The organism is Haloarcula sp. CBA1115 (assembly GCF_000827835.1).
GTDB classification, from domain to species: Archaea; Halobacteriota; Halobacteria; order Halobacteriales; family Haloarculaceae; genus Haloarcula; species Haloarcula hispanica.
Genome location: NZ_CP010529.1, coordinates 543,055 through 559,789 on the forward strand (window position 1 = coordinate 543,055; position 16,735 = coordinate 559,789).

17 protein-coding genes are annotated in these 16,735 nt (G+C 65.0%); 8 read left to right on the plus strand and 9 right to left on the minus strand.

What is annotated here, in order from left to right:
- Positions 1 to 189 precede the first annotated feature (189 nt).
- The 3 genes from SG26_RS22185 to SG26_RS02550 all read right to left on the minus strand — a co-directional run bounded on the left by SG26_RS22185 (position 190) and on the right by SG26_RS02550 (position 3,854).
- Positions 190 to 477, minus strand: coding sequence for a plastocyanin/azurin family copper-binding protein (locus tag SG26_RS22185; RefSeq protein WP_369804294.1), 288 nt, complete (start codon positions 475 to 477; stop codon positions 190 to 192).
- 232 nt (positions 478 to 709) lie between these two features.
- Complete coding sequence (locus SG26_RS02545; protein WP_050007150.1) at positions 710 to 1,855, minus strand: 5-(carboxyamino)imidazole ribonucleotide synthase; 1,146 nt, start codon at positions 1,853 to 1,855, stop codon at positions 710 to 712.
- A gap of 25 nt (positions 1,856 to 1,880) precedes the next feature.
- Positions 1,881 to 3,854 (minus strand): flippase activity-associated protein Agl23, encoded by a 1,974-nt coding sequence (locus SG26_RS02550; protein ID WP_050036759.1) that lies wholly within the window; start codon positions 3,852 to 3,854, stop codon positions 1,881 to 1,883.
- A gap of 151 nt (positions 3,855 to 4,005) precedes the next feature.
- Between SG26_RS02550 and ribH the strand changes: the two genes are divergently transcribed.
- Together ribH and SG26_RS02560 are read left to right on the plus strand one after the other, a co-directional pair.
- A complete protein-coding gene (gene ribH, locus SG26_RS02555; RefSeq protein ID WP_007190811.1) occupies positions 4,006 to 4,419 on the plus strand; it encodes a 6,7-dimethyl-8-ribityllumazine synthase in 414 nt (137 codons plus the stop codon).
- Positions 4,416 to 5,576: a pyridoxal phosphate-dependent aminotransferase gene (locus SG26_RS02560; RefSeq protein WP_004957075.1), complete on the plus strand. Its 1,161-nt coding sequence runs from the start codon at positions 4,416 to 4,418 to the stop codon at positions 5,574 to 5,576. Before ribH ends, SG26_RS02560 begins: the two co-directional genes overlap by 4 nt.
- 53 nt (positions 5,577 to 5,629) lie before the next feature.
- On the opposite strand, the gene SG26_RS21485 is transcribed toward SG26_RS02560, so the two are convergent.
- From SG26_RS21485 to SG26_RS02575, 4 genes are all read right to left on the minus strand, one after another.
- Positions 5,630 to 5,788, minus strand: a complete 159-nt coding sequence (locus SG26_RS21485; RefSeq protein ID WP_154020849.1) for a hypothetical protein — start codon at positions 5,786 to 5,788, stop codon at positions 5,630 to 5,632.
- 117 nt (positions 5,789 to 5,905) lie between these two features.
- Entirely contained in the window at positions 5,906 to 6,616 is a 711-nt protein-coding gene (locus tag SG26_RS02565) for a hypothetical protein (RefSeq protein ID WP_225308096.1), read from the minus strand.
- Between the two features lie 94 nt (positions 6,617 to 6,710).
- Positions 6,711 to 7,139 (minus strand): adenylyltransferase/cytidyltransferase family protein, encoded by a 429-nt coding sequence (locus SG26_RS02570; RefSeq protein ID WP_014040777.1) that lies wholly within the window; start codon positions 7,137 to 7,139, stop codon positions 6,711 to 6,713.
- A complete protein-coding gene (locus SG26_RS02575) occupies positions 7,136 to 7,633 on the minus strand; it encodes a Mov34/MPN/PAD-1 family protein (protein ID WP_014040778.1) in 498 nt (165 codons plus the stop codon). Before SG26_RS02575 ends, SG26_RS02570 begins: the two co-directional genes overlap by 4 nt.
- A gap of 94 nt (positions 7,634 to 7,727) precedes the next feature.
- On the opposite strand from SG26_RS02575, the gene SG26_RS02580 reads away from it, so the two are divergent.
- The gene (locus SG26_RS02580) at positions 7,728 to 9,641 is read left to right on the plus strand and encodes a DHH family phosphoesterase (protein WP_050036761.1); all 1,914 of its coding nucleotides are present in this window, start codon (positions 7,728 to 7,730) and stop codon (positions 9,639 to 9,641) included.
- A gap of 27 nt (positions 9,642 to 9,668) precedes the next feature.
- On the opposite strand, the gene SG26_RS02585 is transcribed toward SG26_RS02580, so the two are convergent.
- Together SG26_RS02585 and SG26_RS02590 are read right to left on the minus strand one after the other, a co-directional pair.
- The gene (locus SG26_RS02585) at positions 9,669 to 11,294 is read right to left on the minus strand and encodes a phosphatidylserine/phosphatidylglycerophosphate/cardiolipin synthase family protein (protein ID WP_050036762.1); all 1,626 of its coding nucleotides are present in this window, start codon (positions 11,292 to 11,294) and stop codon (positions 9,669 to 9,671) included.
- Between the two features lie 42 nt (positions 11,295 to 11,336).
- Positions 11,337 to 12,608: a HEAT repeat domain-containing protein gene (locus SG26_RS02590; RefSeq protein WP_050036763.1), complete on the minus strand. Its 1,272-nt coding sequence runs from the start codon at positions 12,606 to 12,608 to the stop codon at positions 11,337 to 11,339.
- A gap of 125 nt (positions 12,609 to 12,733) precedes the next feature.
- On the opposite strand from SG26_RS02590, the gene SG26_RS02595 reads away from it, so the two are divergent.
- The 5 genes from SG26_RS02595 to SG26_RS02615 all read left to right on the plus strand — a co-directional run bounded on the left by SG26_RS02595 (position 12,734) and on the right by SG26_RS02615 (position 16,733).
- Complete coding sequence (locus SG26_RS02595) at positions 12,734 to 14,356, plus strand: uracil-xanthine permease family protein (RefSeq protein WP_050036764.1); 1,623 nt, start codon at positions 12,734 to 12,736, stop codon at positions 14,354 to 14,356.
- Between the two features lie 2 nt (positions 14,357 to 14,358).
- Positions 14,359 to 14,781, plus strand: a complete 423-nt coding sequence (locus tag SG26_RS02600; RefSeq protein ID WP_050036765.1) for a hypothetical protein — start codon at positions 14,359 to 14,361, stop codon at positions 14,779 to 14,781.
- A 46-nt stretch (positions 14,782 to 14,827) separates the two neighbouring features.
- Positions 14,828 to 15,478, plus strand: coding sequence for an AIR carboxylase family protein (locus SG26_RS02605; protein ID WP_014040784.1), 651 nt, complete (start codon positions 14,828 to 14,830; stop codon positions 15,476 to 15,478).
- A 156-nt stretch (positions 15,479 to 15,634) separates the two neighbouring features.
- Positions 15,635 to 16,048 carry an NADH-quinone oxidoreductase subunit A gene (locus SG26_RS02610; RefSeq protein ID WP_004957100.1) on the plus strand — a complete coding sequence of 138 codons (414 nt, stop codon included), beginning with the start codon at positions 15,635 to 15,637 and terminating at the stop codon, positions 16,046 to 16,048.
- On the plus strand, positions 16,041 to 16,733 hold the full coding sequence (locus SG26_RS02615) for an NADH-quinone oxidoreductase subunit B (protein ID WP_004957101.1): 693 nt from the start codon (positions 16,041 to 16,043) through the stop codon (positions 16,731 to 16,733). Before SG26_RS02610 ends, SG26_RS02615 begins: the two co-directional genes overlap by 8 nt.
- Positions 16,734 to 16,735 lie beyond the last annotated feature (2 nt).

Consider the following 16,735-nt stretch of genomic DNA (forward strand, 5'->3'; position numbering starts at 1 on the left):
TCCAGCACCGACGTTCGATTTTTCGGCCGGAGTGAGAGAACGAGCCCTAGCGACGCGGCAGGCGTGAGTCTACTCTCCGACGTATGTTTCACACGACGGACACGAGTTAGCGACCGATACCGCAAAACAGCGCGTAGAAGACCCACTCAGCGCAGACAGGAAAAAGACTCGGCAAAAGCGACAGTGTCGCTACTCGCCGCTCGTCGCCGTTTCGGGGTTTTCGGTCACGACGACGGTCCCGACCATCCCGGCTCGCTCGTGTGGAATACAGAAGTAGGGATGTTCGCCGAGCACCTCGAAGGTGTGGGTGAAATCGTCACCCTCGTACATCGTCCCGCCGGAGGAACTCCCCCAGTTGTCGCGGGCCGCCTGTTCGGTGTCGAAGCCGCCGGAGGCGAAGTAGTCGGCGTCGTCGGGGATGTCGTCCTCGTAGGCCGTGACCGAGTGGCCCTGTTTGCTCGTGTTGAGCCACCGCACGGTCGTCCCCGGTTCGACGGCGATGCGAACCGGGCGAAACGCCTTCGCGGACATCCCCACGTCGTAGTCGGTGTCAGCGCTCCCACCGCCGAGGCAGCCGGCGAGCCCTGCGACCGCCGCCGGGCCGGCCGCACGGAGAAAATCCCGTCGCTCCATACCGTGACTCAGGACCGCATAGTCAAAGACCACTCGGTTCCGGACTGTGGAGAACCCCGGTGTCAGTCCGTCGCGGTCACTCGAAAGTCAGTCCGTCACGGAGGCCGCGCGCGTCGGCGAGCAGGCCGTCGCGGTCGTCAGCCGTCAGCGTTACGTGCCCCATCTTCCGGAGGTCGTACACCTCGCGCTTGCCGTACCAGTGCAGGTGCGCCCGTGGCGTCTCCAGTATCCCGTCTTCGCCCCGCAATGCTGCCGGCTGGCGCTCCGATACGTCCCCGAGGATGTTCGTCGAGACGGTGGGGAACCGCTGGTCGGTCGACCCCAGGGGCCGGCCGGTGACGGCCCGCAGGTGTTGCTCGAACTGCGAGGTGTGACACCCTTCGATAGTCCAGTGGCCGGAGTTGTGCGGTCGCGGCGCGATCTCGTTGAGCAGAATCTCGCCGTCGGTCGTCTCGAACAGTTCGATGCCGAACACGCCGCGGCCGTCCATCACGTCGAGCACGTCGTGCGCGACGTCTCGGGCGTGCTCGCGGACGGCTTTCGATGCTCGCGCTGGCGCGACGGACTCCCGAAGGATCTCCTCGCGGTGGATGGTCTCGGTCACCGGGAACGTATCGCGTTCGTCCGCACCGCGACAGCCCATGACCGCGAGTTCGCGCTCGAAGTCGACCATCTCCTCGACCATCGCGGGGCCGGCGATGTCGTCGACAGCGTCCTCGACGTCTTCCGGGCCTTCGACGCGGATGTTCCCGCGGCCGTCGTAGCCGCCGGTCCGGGCCTTGAGCATCGCGGGGTAGCCCAGTTCCTCGCAGGCCTCACGGAGGTCGGCGGCGGTGTCGACGGCGCGAAACTCGGGGACCGGAACGCCAGCGTTCGACAGCCGGCGCTTCTGGACGAGTTTGTCCTGAATCGTCCGGAGCGTCTCGGGAGCGGGGTGGATCGGCGTTCCCGTCTCCTCGGCGACCCGTTCCAAAACATCGGGGTCGGCCAGTTCGATCTCGAACGTGAGGTAGTCGGCGCGCTCGGCGAGTTCCCGCAAGGTCGCCTCGTCGTCGAAGTCGCCGACGATCTGGTCGCGGACGACCGGTGTTGCCGGACAGTCCGGCGTCGGGTCGGTCACGAGCAGTTCGAGGCCGAGCGGCGCAGCCGCCTCGCCCAGCATCCGGCCGAGTTGGCCACCGCCGACCACGCCGACGGTCGGCCCTGGTGACGTGAGCGTCATACCGCGCGCTTTCACAGCAGCAGGGTTAACCGTTCGGTTCTCGGCCGTAGGACTCGTGGACCCACACCGTCATGTCGTTCGAGCCGTATTTCGTTCGCATCCGGTGGGTTCTGGGCACGTATCCGGCGGCTTCGAGCTGTTCGGCAGGGACCGTGCTGTCAATCTGCTGGGTGATGACTATCGGTGGCTGGTCCGCCTGCGCCTGCTCGGCGAGCCTGTCGGACCGGTTCTCACAGGAAACGTTCACGTCCTCGGCCGCGTAGTACCACGGCAGCGGCAGTGAATTGTGCCATTGCAAGCAGGTCGGTCTGGTGTTCCACCACGAGTCGTTCCACTGACCGCGGTCTTCTTTGACGTACGCGTCATCGGCGTCGTAGGCGTCGCCGCGCTCTCCGTGATACATGACGACATCGGTGCCGTTTCCGTTGGCCGTCGCGATTCGGTCCATCTCCGCCAGGTCCGTCCGGAGCGACTCCTGTGGCTGGGCGTACTGGACCAGCGGGTTCCCCTCCAGATGCTCGTTGGTGTACACCCGCGTTGCGGTCGTGTTGACGACGAGTGCAGTAACGAGCAGGACGATGGCAGCGGCGATGGCAGCGCCGGTCACGTCGTCGGTCGACAGCGATTCGTTCCCCCACCGGATCACAGCAGCGAGTCCGACGGCGGCCGGAATCGACAGCGGGACCACGACGTGGACGGCGAGCCACGGCGCGCCGATGTCGGTCCCGATGGGGTAGCCCAGAATCGAGACGTAGCCGCCGTAGGCCGCGAACGGGACGAGGTGGCGCGGCTCGACGGTTCCGAGCCGGTCCAGTGCGTACCCGAACGCCGAGAACAGGACCAGCGGGGCGGCGGTGTAGCCCAGCGCTTTCAGCAGCACCTCGTAGTGGCCGTCGACGCTCTCGTAGAACGTTTCGATAGAGTCGACTAGGCCCGTTTCAGTGGTCGTGGCTTTCTCCGAGGCCGGCGAGAACCACTCGCTGTACTGGCCGACGACGCGCTCCCATGTGGTCTGGACGAGTTCCGGGAACAGCGATGGGTTCGTCACGCCGGACCAGAAGTTCACGTCGCCACTCGCGACCGGTGCTGGCGGGTGTTCGATGCCCGCGACACCGGCCCCCCGCGGGGCGTAGAAGAACAACGAGACGAAGCCGAACACCAGCGCGGCAAGGACGATGTGGCTCGCGTACGCTGCGAGGACGGAGGCGGCGCTGTCATGGCGGTTGCGGAACGAGCGAACGATGTTGACAACGAGCCCTACATCCGCCCGGGCCCGGCCCGACAGCCGGCCCCAGATTGCACCGAGGCTCGGGACGGTCCGGAGGAAGCCGACGGCGTCGCGGTAGCCGTTCGGGAGGACGAGCATCTTCGCCAGCAGAAGGCCGGTCGCGCCGAGCCACGTTAGCACGTAGACGATGGCGTTCTCCTTCGAGGCGAACCCGAGCGCCATGAACGCGGCGACGCCGTAGAGATACCGCGCCTTCCGAGTGTCAACGAACCGGACGAGCAGGCCGAAGGCGGTGAACATGAACGCCGCGACCAGCACGTCGCTGCGCATGAACCGCGAGAAGTACAACAGCACCGGATTGAGTGCGAGAAACACAGCCATGAGAACAGTCTCGTCGGACCGGAGGTGCTTGCGAAAGAGCAGCGCTGTCAGCGGGAGCAGGCCGCCGACAATCGCGACCGGGAGCCGCATCGTGAAGTCGGTCGGCGCAGCGACGGTGAACATCCAGCTATCGACGTGTTGAATGAACGGGCCGTGGATGATGTAGCGATACGCGAACGACCCAGAATCGCGGAGATGCAGCGCCCAGTAGGCCACGCGGCCCTCGTCGAAGTGGGCGACGCGGCTCCCGAGCGCCGCGATTCTGAGGACGAGTCCGAGAAGCGTCACGGCGACGACGAGCTTCACGGCGGCGCCGGGGTCGTCCGCGAACCAGGACCGGCTCCGGTCCCGGAAATCGTGGAGGGCAGACAGCAGGGACGACTCAGCCATATCTGGCTCAAGCACATGGGGCATTAGAATCCTTCTGGTTTCTATAACAGGATTTTAAGCTACCCGCCCGTCGCCGATATCGACGTAGCGACCTGTGGCCGTGCAAGCACGGAACGGTAGTTCTTTAGTCGCCCCTGCCCGGGTGTCAGGTATGGTGCAGCTCGGGCTGGTTGTTGCCCAGTATGATAAACACGGGGCCGTTATCGAGGAGATGGAGCACGGGGCTTACGAGGCCGCTGCCGACAATGACGCCGAGATTGTCGCGTCGATTGATGTCCCGGGGTCCTACGATACGCCGCTGGCCGCCGACCGGCTCGCGCGCCGGTCGGACATCGACGCCGTGGCCGTCCTCGGCGCAATCATCAGCGGCGACACCGACCACGACCAGATCATCGGCAACGCCGCCGCGCAGGGGCTGACCGACGTCTCCCTCGACCGAGACACCCCCGTCACGCTGGGCATCATCGGCCCGGGCATGAGCCAGGACGAGGCCGAGGCCCGAACCGACAAGGGGGACTCAGCCGTCCGGAGCGCAATCGAACTCGCCACTGAACTTGAACAATGACTATGGACTTTGCATCCCGCGTCGAACGTGTAGAACCGAGCGCGACCCTCGCAATCAGCAACAAGGCCGCAGAGCTGGAAGCCGAGGGGAAAGACGTCGTCGACCTGAGCGTCGGCGAACCCGACTTCGACACGCCAGAGAACATCAAAGACGCCGCCAAGGACGCACTTGACGCCGGCCACACCGGCTACACGTCCTCCAACGGCATCCCCGAACTGAAGGAGGCAATCGCCGACAGTCTCCACGATGACGGTCTCACTCAGTACGGCCCGGACAACCTCATCGTCACGCCGGGCGGTAAGCAGGCGCTGTACGAGATCTTCCAGACCATCATCGATGACGGCGACGAGGTCGCCCTGCTCGACCCCGCCTGGGTGTCCTACGAAGCGATGGCGAAACTCGCCGGCGGGACGCTGACCCGCGTCGACACTGCCGCCCACGACTTCCAGCTTGAAGGCGCGCTCGACGACCTCGCTGACGCTGTATCCGACGAGACGGAACTGCTTGTCGTCAACTCGCCGGGCAACCCCCACGGCGCGGTGTACTCCCGCGATGCGCTGGAGGGCGTCCGTGACCTCGCTGTCGAGCACGATATCACGGTCATCTCGGACGAGATCTACAAGGAGATCACCTACGACGGCGTCGAAGCCGTCTCGCTGGGCACGCTTGAGGGCATGGAAGACCGAACAATCACCCTCAACGGCTTCTCGAAGGCCTACTCGATGACCGGCTGGCGGCTGGGTTACTTCGCGGCCCCGGAAGAACTGGTCTCACAGGCCGGCAAGGTCCACTCCCACTCCGTCTCGTGTGCCGTCAACTTCGTCCAGCACGCCGGCGTTGAGGCCATCACGAATACCGACGACGCCGTTGAGGAGATGCGCCAGGCCTTCGCCGAGCGCCGCGAGTTCCTCATGGGCCTGTTCGAGGACCACGGCGTCCACGTCCCCGAGCCACAGGGCGCGTTCTACATGATGCCCGAAATCGCACCCGACGGAGACGACACCGAGTGGTGCGACCAGGCCATCTCGGAGGCACAGGTCGCCACCGTCCCCGGGACCGCGTTCGGGACGCCCGGCTACGCTCGCATCTCCTACGCAAACAGCAAGGAGCGCCTGCAGGAAGCCGTCGACCGCCTCGCCGAGGCCGACCTGATCTGACGCGCGAACCGTCGTTTTGCGAACGGTTTTGCCCCGACCAGCGTTCGGGAGTCCTACCCGCCCGAGCCAGTCTGGGACCCTGTCGCTGATTCGGGTACCGGTAATCTGGCCGTAGCCGTTCCGGACGACGCGTCGTCCGGCGAGTACGCGCTGGCGGTTGCGGCCAGCATCGACAGTACCGGTGAGCGCGTCGTCTCGGAGGCGGCTGTCACTGTTGTGCGATGAATCCTGGGGTTAGACTGGAACCGGGATCACTCACATCACGCCTCCAAGAACTGTGAGCACCACGTTCGTATCTCGGCCCGGAACAGGGACGGCTGCGTCACCGATTACAGTGTCCCGATAGCCCGGTGGCGACGAAACAGGTAGTAGCAGCCGATTATAGGGTACACTATCGGCCCGGGAATCAGGAAAAAGACACCGAGATTGACGTAGTTCCCCGGATTAGGCTGCCACGTCCCGGACTGAAGGCGAACGTAGGTCGCATCGCGGTAGATGGCGACGGAGAACGGTACCGCGGTGAGGATACCGACGCCAATCGAAACAAGTCCGATACCGACGCTTCCGCTCGAAACAAGTACGCCCCCGAGAGCGAGGCAAACGGGCGGCAGCACGGCCCCGATAGCGACAACCGTCCACCACCAGTCCCGATCGACCCAGTCGACGACATACTGATGGCGTTTGTACAGGTGGTGAAGTTTCATCAGGTAGCCGAGGAAGAAGCCGGCGACCGCATACAGGACTGGATTCGGGTCCCAGTCCACGTCTGCTTCCTGCACTTTCTTTGTATCAAAGTAGAGGAAAACCGGCGTTACGAGCCACGATATCAGTGCCACGACAATGCCACCGAGGTACCAGACGCCGAACGTCCCGAAGATGCTGGCCATCCCGAGGGGCCCGGTACCCACACTCTCGCCCCCTATCCCGACAACGATCAGTCCGAGACCGAGGAATCCAAACAGGAGCGTCGGCAGGAGCAGCAGTATCTCTACAGCGCGGTACGACCGTGAATCGACGTCGTTGACTGTGACCATCCCCATTGTATCGTCCCAACTGGTGATTGCATTAGCGATACAGGGGTGTAAAATAATTTTGCTAATATGCTGATAAGAGTGGGCAGACTACGGAACCGAGTCAGCTACGCTCGTCGACAATCCGGTCGATGATCCGGCCTGTCGACAGGAGCCGGTCAGCCGCCTCGGCTTCCAGCGGGCTGGCCCGGCAGATATCACAGTCGAGGCCCCGGGCGGACAGCGCCGCTTCGAGTTGCTCGTCGTCGTGGTGCTGGTCGTAGCCCAGTGCGATGATGTCCGGTTCGATGCGCTCGATGGGAACGAAGATGTCCTCGGGATGCCCGAGGTGTGCTTCGTCGACCGGTTTGAGTGCACCGACCATCTCCCGGCGTTGCTCGTCCGGAACGACCGGCGGCTGCTTGTGGGTGACGTTGACCGAGCGGGCGACGATGACGTGCAGTTCGTCGCCCATGTCGGCGGCGTCCTGTAGATAGTGGACGTGGCCCGGATGCAGAATGTCGAACGTTCCCTGTGCGACGACGCGGGTCACTGATCGAACTCCTCCTCACGTAGCTCCGCGTCGATGTCGGCCTGATCGAAATCGAAAAAGGACTCCTCCGGCGGCTCCACGTCGAGCACCGGAAGGTCGACGACCGAGCCGTCGCTGTCGAAGGCCTTCCAGTCGTCGCGACCGTACGGGTAGCCGACGATGATGTGAACGTCGCCGCGGCCGAACGTCGCGAGGTCGGCGTCACTGGGCTTGAGGACGCCGTTCGGGTGCGAGTGAATCGACCCCGCTGCTCGCATGTCGTTCGGAACCATGCTCGTCTTGACAGTCGCACTGACCGGGTTCGACTCCGTCCCCGGAATGACCAGAACATCGGTCAGAACGGTCCCGTCGTCGTCGAGCCCGAGCTTGCTGGCGTCATCGCCCCTGAGAAAGCCCATATACTCGTTGGGATGGGCCTCCTCAGAGGCTGCGAGCGCGAACTCGAGTGCGGACTCCGCGATCCCGAGTATCCCGCTCGTTCGGAACAACCCCATACCACGGGGTCGGGCCGGACGCTTTTTACGCGTTGTGTTCGTCCCTCCGCGGATTCCGAAGAGTACAAACGGGGGAGCACCGAAGGATTGACAAATGTCTTCGCCAACTGGCACCGGTGACGGTGCTACGGTCCCCGACGGCGGGACCATCGTCTACGATCTCGCGGACCAATGTACGTCCGACGATCTCGAAGAAGGCGCACTGTACCACGCAACTGTCAACGGCACCGTCGAATACGGCGTGTTCGTCGATCTCTCCGACGCTGTCTCCGGTCTCGTCCACGACTCTAATCTTCTGGGCCAGTACGACGTGGGCGAGGACCTCATCGTCGAACTCGGCGAGATCCGTCCCGACGGCGACCTGAGCTTCGAGGAAGTGCGAGTCGCCGATTACGAGGAACAGCACGTCGCCCACGGCAACGCGACCACTGTCTCCGCCCTCGTCGACGCCACCGGTGAGACGGTCATCATCGAGGGCCAGGTCGTCCAGATCAAACAGACCGGCGGCCCCACTGTGTTCCAGGTCCGGGACGAAACCGGTATCGTCCCCTGTGCCGCCTTCGAGGAGGCCGGCGTCCGGGCGCACCCCGACGTCCAAATCGACGACATCGTCCGCGTCTCCGGGCGCGCCGAGGAGCGCGACGACGGCTTGCAGGTCGAGGCTGAATCGCTGACCGTCCTCGACGGTGAGGAAGCCGACGACATCGAGAGCGACCTCGACGCCGCGCTGGCCGAGGCCGCAGAGCCGGCCGACGTCGAGCCGCTGGTCGAGTGGTCCGCCTTCGAGAAGCTGTGGGACGACCTCCGCGAAGTCGCGACCGAACTCCGCAAGACGGTGCTTTCGGGCCGCCCGATTCGCATGCGACACCACGCCGACGGCGACGGGCTCTGTGCGAGCGTGCCGCTGCAGGTCGCGCTGGAATCGTTCATCGCCTCCCAGTACGAGGACGCCAGCGCGCCCCAGCACCTCCTCAAGCGCCTGCCGAGCAAGGCCCCCTACTACGAGATGGAGGACGTGACCCGGGACCTCAACTTCGCGCTGGAGGACCGTACCCGCCACGGCCAGAAGCTCCCGATGCTGCTGATGCTCGACAACGGCTCCACCGAGGAGGACACACCGGCCTACCGTAACCTCCGGCACTACGACATCCCGGTGGTCGTCGTCGACCACCACCACCCGGACCCGGAAGCCGTCGAGCCGCTCATCGAACAGCACGTCAATCCGTACCTCCACGACGAGGACTACCGCATCACCACGGGGATGCTGTGTGTCGAACTCGCCCGGATGATCGACCCCGACCTCACCGAGGACCTCCGACACGTCCCCGCGGTTGCGGGCCTATCGGACCGTTCCGAGGCAGAGGCGATGCGCGACTACATCGACCTCGCCGGCGAGAAGGACTACGACGAGGCCGACCTGCGCGACATCGGCGAGGCGCTGGACTACGCGACCCACTGGCTGCGCTACAACTCCGGCGAACAGCTCATCACCGACGTGCTGAACGTCGACTGTGACGACCGAGACCGCCACGGGGAAGTCGTCGACTTCCTCGCCGACCGGGCCGAGCGCGACGTCGAGGACCAGCTCGACGCCGCGATGAGCCACGTCGAGCACGAGCGCCTCGACAACGGCGCGCACCTCTACACGATCGACGTGGAGAACCATGCCCACCGCTTTACCTACCCCGCGCCGGGCAAGACGACCGGCGAAATCCACGACCGGAAGGTCGCCGAGACGGGCGACCCCGTCATCACCATCGGCTACGGCCCGGACTTCGCCGTCCTGCGCTCGGACGGCGTCCGGCTTGACATCCCGCGGATGGTTACCGAACTGACCGAGGAGGTCGACGGCGGCGGCGTCTCCGGCGGCGGCCACCTCGTCGTCGGCTCCATCAAGTTCGTCAAGGGCCGGCGCGAGTCGGTCATCGACGCCCTCGTCGAGAAGATGGCCGAAGCCGAAATCGACGAGGAGCTCGGAAGCTCGACGGCGCTGCCGGAAGAAGTGTAACGCCGCTCGACACACGATACCCGTTTTTTACGCCTCGAACGAAACCCGACGAGCGGCGAGCCCGGCGACCACGATGAGTCCGAGCAAGGCCACGAGTGCCCCAATCGGCGTGTCGAACCCGCCGGCCCCCCAGTCAGCGTCGAAGACGGCACCGAAGTAGTCGGCCGCGTCGCGGCCGTGCAACACGAGTACGACCTCGCGATTCGACGTCGCTGCCGCCTCGTTCCAGTTGAGGCTGCCGACGACGACCTGCTTGTTGTCGATGACGGCGCCCTTCGCGTGGATCTTCTCGTAGCGACCGGCGGGGTCCGCCACTTTCGCCGTCAGCGATGCGTCGTTGCGGTCGGCCCACTCCCGAAACCGCTGTGCTGTCTGCGTGTTCTCCTCGCGAACGTACCACGCGTCACTCAGCAGGAGGCGGACTTCGACGCCGCGCGACGCGGCCCGGCGGAGCGCCCGCAGAAGTGGGCTCTCCCAGTTTCCGACCGTGGGCTGGATGACGTCGATGGAGTCGTCCGCGTTGTCTATCGTCGCGACGAGTTTGCCCTGGGCATTGTCCGGGGTAACCAAGAGGTCCGTCCGCTGGACGGCCACCGACTCCGTCCGGAACTCGCTCGGGTACGAGCCCGTCGCCGGCTCGCCCTGCTCGAACTGTCGCCCCTGACGGTACTCCCCCCACCGCTCGCTGTCCTGCCAGCCGGCGTCAGATCGGAACGTCTGATTCAGCCCGTCGACGACCCGTCGTTGTGCCGTGATGACGCCCCAGCCCCGGCTGCTGTTTCCGCCGGTTCCCGCGGGTTTCCAGTTCTCCGTCAGCACGACGGCCCGCCCGTCGGCGACAGCGTACTTCGCGTGGTGGTAGCGGTATCTGGTGCGCGGGCCTGTCATCACTCGGACGGAGACGCCGGCGTCGGACAGTCGGTCGAGGGTGCGGGCTTCCGCGGCGGTGCGGCTCCCGACCGGTTCACCTTCGAGAAGGACGCGGACCGTCGCGCCACGGCGCTGGGCGGCGATGAGGGCGTCGGCGACCCTGGCCGAGGAGAGCGTGTAACCGGCCAGGTACACCCGTTCGGTAGCATTGCGAATCGGTTGCATCGGCGCGGCGGGCGAGTCCGGAAGCGTGAACGCTTGTACCTCGCTGCCGGCGGCCCTGACGACCGGTCGGTCCGTCGCGCCCAGCGGTCGCCAGCGGATGACTGACCCGTTCACGACCCCGAGTTCCCCCTCGACAGCCTCGGTGTACCGAACGGCATCGACAGTCTGATTGGCACGCTGAAGGCGAACCCGCTCGCCCCCGTTTGCCAGTGCGAGATGTCCGTCGAGGCCGACGACCGGCCGGTCGGTGAGCCCGCGTGTCCGGTTCGGTGCCGTCGAGAGGACGACGCGCCCGCGTGCGCTGGTATTCGGAATACCCGCAGTCCCGTCACCGTCGGTAATGGCGTACTGTCCGATGTCGGTCCCGTCGGGGATGTCAAGGACGACGAACTCCCCCGCGTCGCCGCCAGCGACAGGGTCCGGGTACACCGCGTGAATCGACGGCTCCGCAGGACGGCTGGCTGTTGTGCCGGCTTGAGACGCCTGTCCAACTGCGATATGGGGACCTATCGCGGCGAGGACGAGCACGCAACAGACGAGTGGGGCGAGCGACCGCATCGGGGCGTCTGGCCGCCCGTTCGTATAAAAAGATTCCCTGACTCAGGCGCTTGACGCCTTCTCGGCTTCGGCCTGGACGATGTACGCGCGGTCGTCCGTGTAGCGGGCGGCTTCCTCGAGCGCCGTTTCGGTCCCGATCTGTCGGAGCGCCCACGCGGCGGAGGCGCGCACGGAGTCGCTGTCGTCGGACTCGAGTATGTCGCCGAGCGGCTCGATAGCGCGGGTGTCACCGAGCAGGCCCAGAGTGCGGGCGGCGACCGAGCGGATTTCTTCGCTGTCGGCGTCGAGTCGGTTGGCGACCGGCTGGACCGACTCCGCGCTGCCGATAGCGCCCAGCGCGCGCAGCGTGACTTTCTGGAGCGCGGGGTCGCCGTCGCCGTCGATGTAGTCGTGCAGCGTCTCGGTCGCGCGCTCGTCGCCGATCTTCCCCAGTACCTCGATTGGCCCTTTGTCGCGCTTCTGGGCGCGCTGGTGCATCGCGTCGAAGGCCGGCTCGGCGTCGCTGCCGAGGTTGTACAGGAGGTCGACGATGTATCCGTCGAAGAACTCCGACCCGAGTTTGTCGTATGCGAACAGAACCTGTTCGAAGTCCCCCTCCTCGGCGTGGAGCTTCGCGGCGTTCCACTCCGGCGGGAAGTCCTTCCGGTTCTCGTTGGTCAGGATATCATAGAAGCCGCGGGCGTCGAGTTGCTCCTGTACCGTGAGGTCGTCCCAGACTTCGGCTTCGTCCAGCCCTGTTTCCAACGTTTCCGCCGCTTCGAGGAGCCCTTCGATAGTTTCCGTGTCCTCGTCAGGGTCGAGGTTTGCCGCTTCGATAGCGTCGACGACTGTGGTCAGCGCATCCCCGGCAGCGACGAAATCGCCGCCCGTGTCGGCGTCGTGGTCGACGAACTCCGCGCTCGCGTCGAGGAACGTCTCGACGGCCTCCTGGGCCTCTTCCTCGCCGTCGTCGGTCCACTCGCTGTCGGTGACGGTGTCTTCCGCGTCGGAAACGATGGTGACTACGTCCTCGGCGTAGGGGCCGCGCTGTGCTTCGAGGTCGTCGCGCAGGTCCGAGAGCTGAGACTCCAGTTCCTCGCGGGGGTCTTCAGCGTCGTCGTCTTCGTCGGGTTCAGGCAAGTCGGCGGCTTCGAGGTCGTTCTCGATGTCGTCGAGGGACGACTCGACGTCGTCGAGGTCTGCCTCCGTCTCTGCGGCGTCGAGGTCCTCGCTGGCCTCTGTAAGACGCGATTCCAGTTCTTCGGCGGTCACGTCGATCTCGTCTGCTGCCTCGGCGTCGTCCGACGCGTCGGCCTCGTCGTCCCCGTTGCTCATGTCGAAGACTGTGTCGGAGCGGGCCAAGAGCGTTTTCCTTTCGAGGCGGGCGGCTGAACCACGTCGCCGCTGGGCCAACGAGCAAAGAATATGTATCGGGAGTTGCAGTGCCATGGGTAGCGAGCATGACTGACGCGACACCGCCGGACGACGGACAAAATCCGACCACACCGGAGGAACCGGAAACCGCCGGCTTCGTCGAGTACGGCATCGACGACAAGCCACCGCGAAAGCAGGCGATACTGCTCGGCGTCCAGCACTACCTGACGATGATCGGCGCGTCCGTGGCGATCCCGCTCGGACTCGCGGGCGCGATGGGGATGTTCGAGGCCGCGCCGGACCAGGTCGGCCGTCTCATCGGGACGTTCTTCGTCGTCTCCGGCATCGCGACGCTCGCCCAGACGACGCTCGGGAACAGATACCCGATCGTCCAAGGCGGGACGTTCTCCATGCTCGCGCCCGGGCTGGCCATCATCGGCGTGCTGGCCCAGCAGGGGGCGGACTGGCAGACAATGCTCGTCGAACTACAGGGAGCTGTCATCGTCGCCGGCATCGTCGAAGTGGTGATCGGCTACAGCGGCCTCATGGGGAAGCTGAAGCGGTACGTCGGGCCGGTCGTCATCGCGCCGGTCATCGCGCTCATCGGACTGTCGCTGTTCAACGTCCCACAGATAGCGAACCCGAACTTCGGCAACCCCGGGACCGGGCAAAACTGGTGGCTGCTCGGGCTCACAATGCTCTCGATTATCGCGTGTTCGCAGTATCTCGATCGACGCCACCGCGCGTTCAAGCTCTTTCCCGTACTTCTGGGTATTCTGTTTGCATGGACCGTCGCGGCTATCCTCTCGGTCACCGGCGTCTTCGCCGCAGGCTCGGTCAGCTATGTCTCGCTCGGTTCGGTCACGAACGCACCGCTGGTCCAGCCCATCTACCCGTTCCAGTGGGGGCTCCCGCAGTTCACGCCGGGGTTCATCGTCGGGATGTTCGCCGGGATGCTCGCTTCCGTCGTCGAGAGCTTCGGCGATTACCACTCCGTTGCCCGCATTGCTGGCCGCGGCGCGCCGAACAGGAGCCGAATCAACGATGGTATCGGCATGGAGGGGGTCGGCAACGTGTTTGCCGGCATTATGGGCACCGGCAACGGCTGTACGTCGTACACTGAGAACGTTGGGGCAATCGCTATTACCGGCGTCGCGTCCCGCTACGTCGTGCAGATCGGCGCTGCGGTGATGATTCTGGTCGGATACTTCGGCCCAGCGGGCCAGTTGTTCGCGACCATCCCGTCGCCGATTATCGGCGGCCTCTACATCGTCATGTTCGGACAGATCGCTGCCGTTGGCCTCTCACAGCTCAAATACGTCGACCTCGATGCCAACCGGAACGTGTTCATCGTCGGCTTCGCGCTCTTTGCCGGCCTGGCGGTGCCCGAGTATATGAGCCAGGTCGGGCAGGGAATGGACGTCGGCAGTGCGACAGCTCTCCAGCAGGGCTTGGCAGCCGTTCCGGTCCTCGGGAGTGTGCTCGGGACCGATGTGGTCGCGACGACGCTGTTCGTCATGGGTGGCACCGGGATGGTCGTCGGCGGTATCGTCGCCTTCGTCCTCGACAACACCGTGCCGGGGACCCGCGAGGAGCGCGGCCTCGCAGCCTGGGCCGCGCTCACGGAGGACGACAGCGAATACGTCTCAGCGATGGACCGCATCCGCGGCCGCGGCGGCGACCGCCCGGCTGCAGTGAGCGACGACTGACCGTGGACGACGACGGCGACGGCACGACCGCAGACGCCGCATCGCTTGTCGACACCGAGCGGTACGCCGGCACGCTCCGAACCGGCGGGACTGTCATTCTCGGTGCTGATCGCCTGGTGGTCGACCGTGGCGACAGTCCGGTGGTCGTCGACCTCGACGACGTGGTCGAGGTAAGTCTTCAGGACATCGACTGGTTTCTCGCGGTGATGAGCGCCGCGCTGGTCGGATTCGGCCTCCTGTCACTCGACCGGTCCGTCCTCCTCGGCGGAGCCTTCGCTGTCGCCGGTGCCGCCAGTCTCGCGCTCACCTACCGCAAGCGGTACGCGCTCAGGATACAGGTCGCCGGTCGTACCGACCCACTCAGGTGCTTCCCTGCGGACCCACAGACGCTGCTTGCCGAACTGGAAGCGGCCCTAGCCGACTGACCGGAAATCGCCTACACTTACGCCCGTCCCCGTTCCAGTCGGTCGTATGCCCGCAGACAGCGTCCAGTCGCTCATCGACCAGTTACGCGAAGAAGCCGAGATGGACCGGCCGAACGATCTGACGCCCGATGTCGGCATCGTCATGGGGTCGGACTCGGACCTGCCGACGATGGCCGGCGGGCAGGGCAAGCGGCCCGGGGCCTACGCGGCGCTTGCCGACGAACTCGGCTTCGAGGAACAGACGGACTACACCGACGCGCCCGAGAGCCGCTTCACCTTCGAGACGTTCGTCTGCTCGGCCCATCGGACGCCGGACCTGATGTACGCGTACGCAGAGACGGCCGCTGACCGCGGCATCGACGTCATTATCGCCGGCGCTGGCGGCAAATCCGCGGACCTGCCGAATATGACCGCCAGCATCGCCTACCCGCTGCCGGTTATTGGCGTCCCAGTGCAGGAGAAATCCGTCGACTCGGTCATCGGGATGCCACAGGGCGCGCCGCTGACCGCGGTCGACGCTGGCAAGTCGTTCAACGCCGCGCTCTCCGCGGTACAGATTCTCGCACGGCAGCACGACGAACTCCGTGACCGTCTCGTCTCGTATCACGAAGGCCTCCAGACCAACGTCGGCGAGGCGTCGCGCGACCTCCACGAACTCGGGACACCCGGGTTCAAGCGCGAGTACTGGGACGAGTGATAACTGAGGGGCGTCACACCCTGGGAGGTGCGGCAGTTACAGGTCACTTGCCATCCGAGAGCGCGTCGGCTCTTAAAGACCCACAGGGCCGAAAAACCGAACAATGAACCCTTATATGCGAGTACTTCTAACCGGCAGACGATAGGAGATACCGGAATGAGTAATCCATGGATCGCCATCGGCGCGCTCGCGGTCGTGGCGCTAGCCATCCCACTGACGATGATGGCAGTTTCGAGCCTCTTGCGGCCCAGCGTGCCGGAACAAGGCAAACGCACCACCTACGAGTCCGGTGAAGTGCCGACTGGCAGCAGTCGACAGATCAAGTTTAATATCCAGTACTACATGGTCGCGCTGCTGTTCGTCGTCTTCGACATCGAGACCGTCTTCATCTTCCCGTGGACGGTCATCTACAGCGACGCTGCCGCTGAGCTCGGGATGACCACGGCACTGCTACCGATGGTCGTATTCATTACGATTCTCGCCATCGGACTCGGTTGGGCCTGGCGTAACGGTGCAGTTCAGTGGGTGCGCAGTCCGCGCGCCACGAAGGGGGCAGACACATATGAGTAGTGACCAGACACCACCGGCCGTCGAAGACGTATCGACACAGGAGGCCCGCATGGGCGACGGGGCCGACGACCGCTTCAACTCGACGCTACGTGAGGCGTTCGGGTCGACGCCGTTCATCCTGACCAAGTTCGACAAGTTCATGAACTGGGTCCGGGGCTCCTCGATGTTCATGCTGCAGTTCGGGATCGCCTGCTGTAGCATCGAGATGATCCACACCTACGCGATCAAACACGACCTCGACCGCTTCGGTTCAGGGGTGCCACGCGCATCCCCACGCCAGGCGGACGTTATCATCGTTCCGGGGACCATCGTCTCGAAGTTCGCGCCGCGGATGAAGCGCGTCTACGACCAGATGCCCGAGCCGAAGTTCGTCGTCTCGATGGGATCCTGTACCATTTCCGGCGGTCCGTTCCAAGAAGGGTACAACGTCATCAAGGGCGCTGAGGAGGTCATCCCGGTCGACATCCACGTCCCGGGCTGTCCGCCACGCCCCGAGGCACTCATCTACGGCGTCGCCAAACTGCAGGAGCGCATTGCCGAGGGCGAGTCCTCACCGGTGACGGTCAAACCCTACGAACTGGAGCAGTTCGGCGACCTCGAACAGGACGAGCTCGTGGATAAACTCGCCAGCGAGATCGACGAGGAAGACCTCGTCATGCGGTACAACTGGAACGACTCTCCATAACC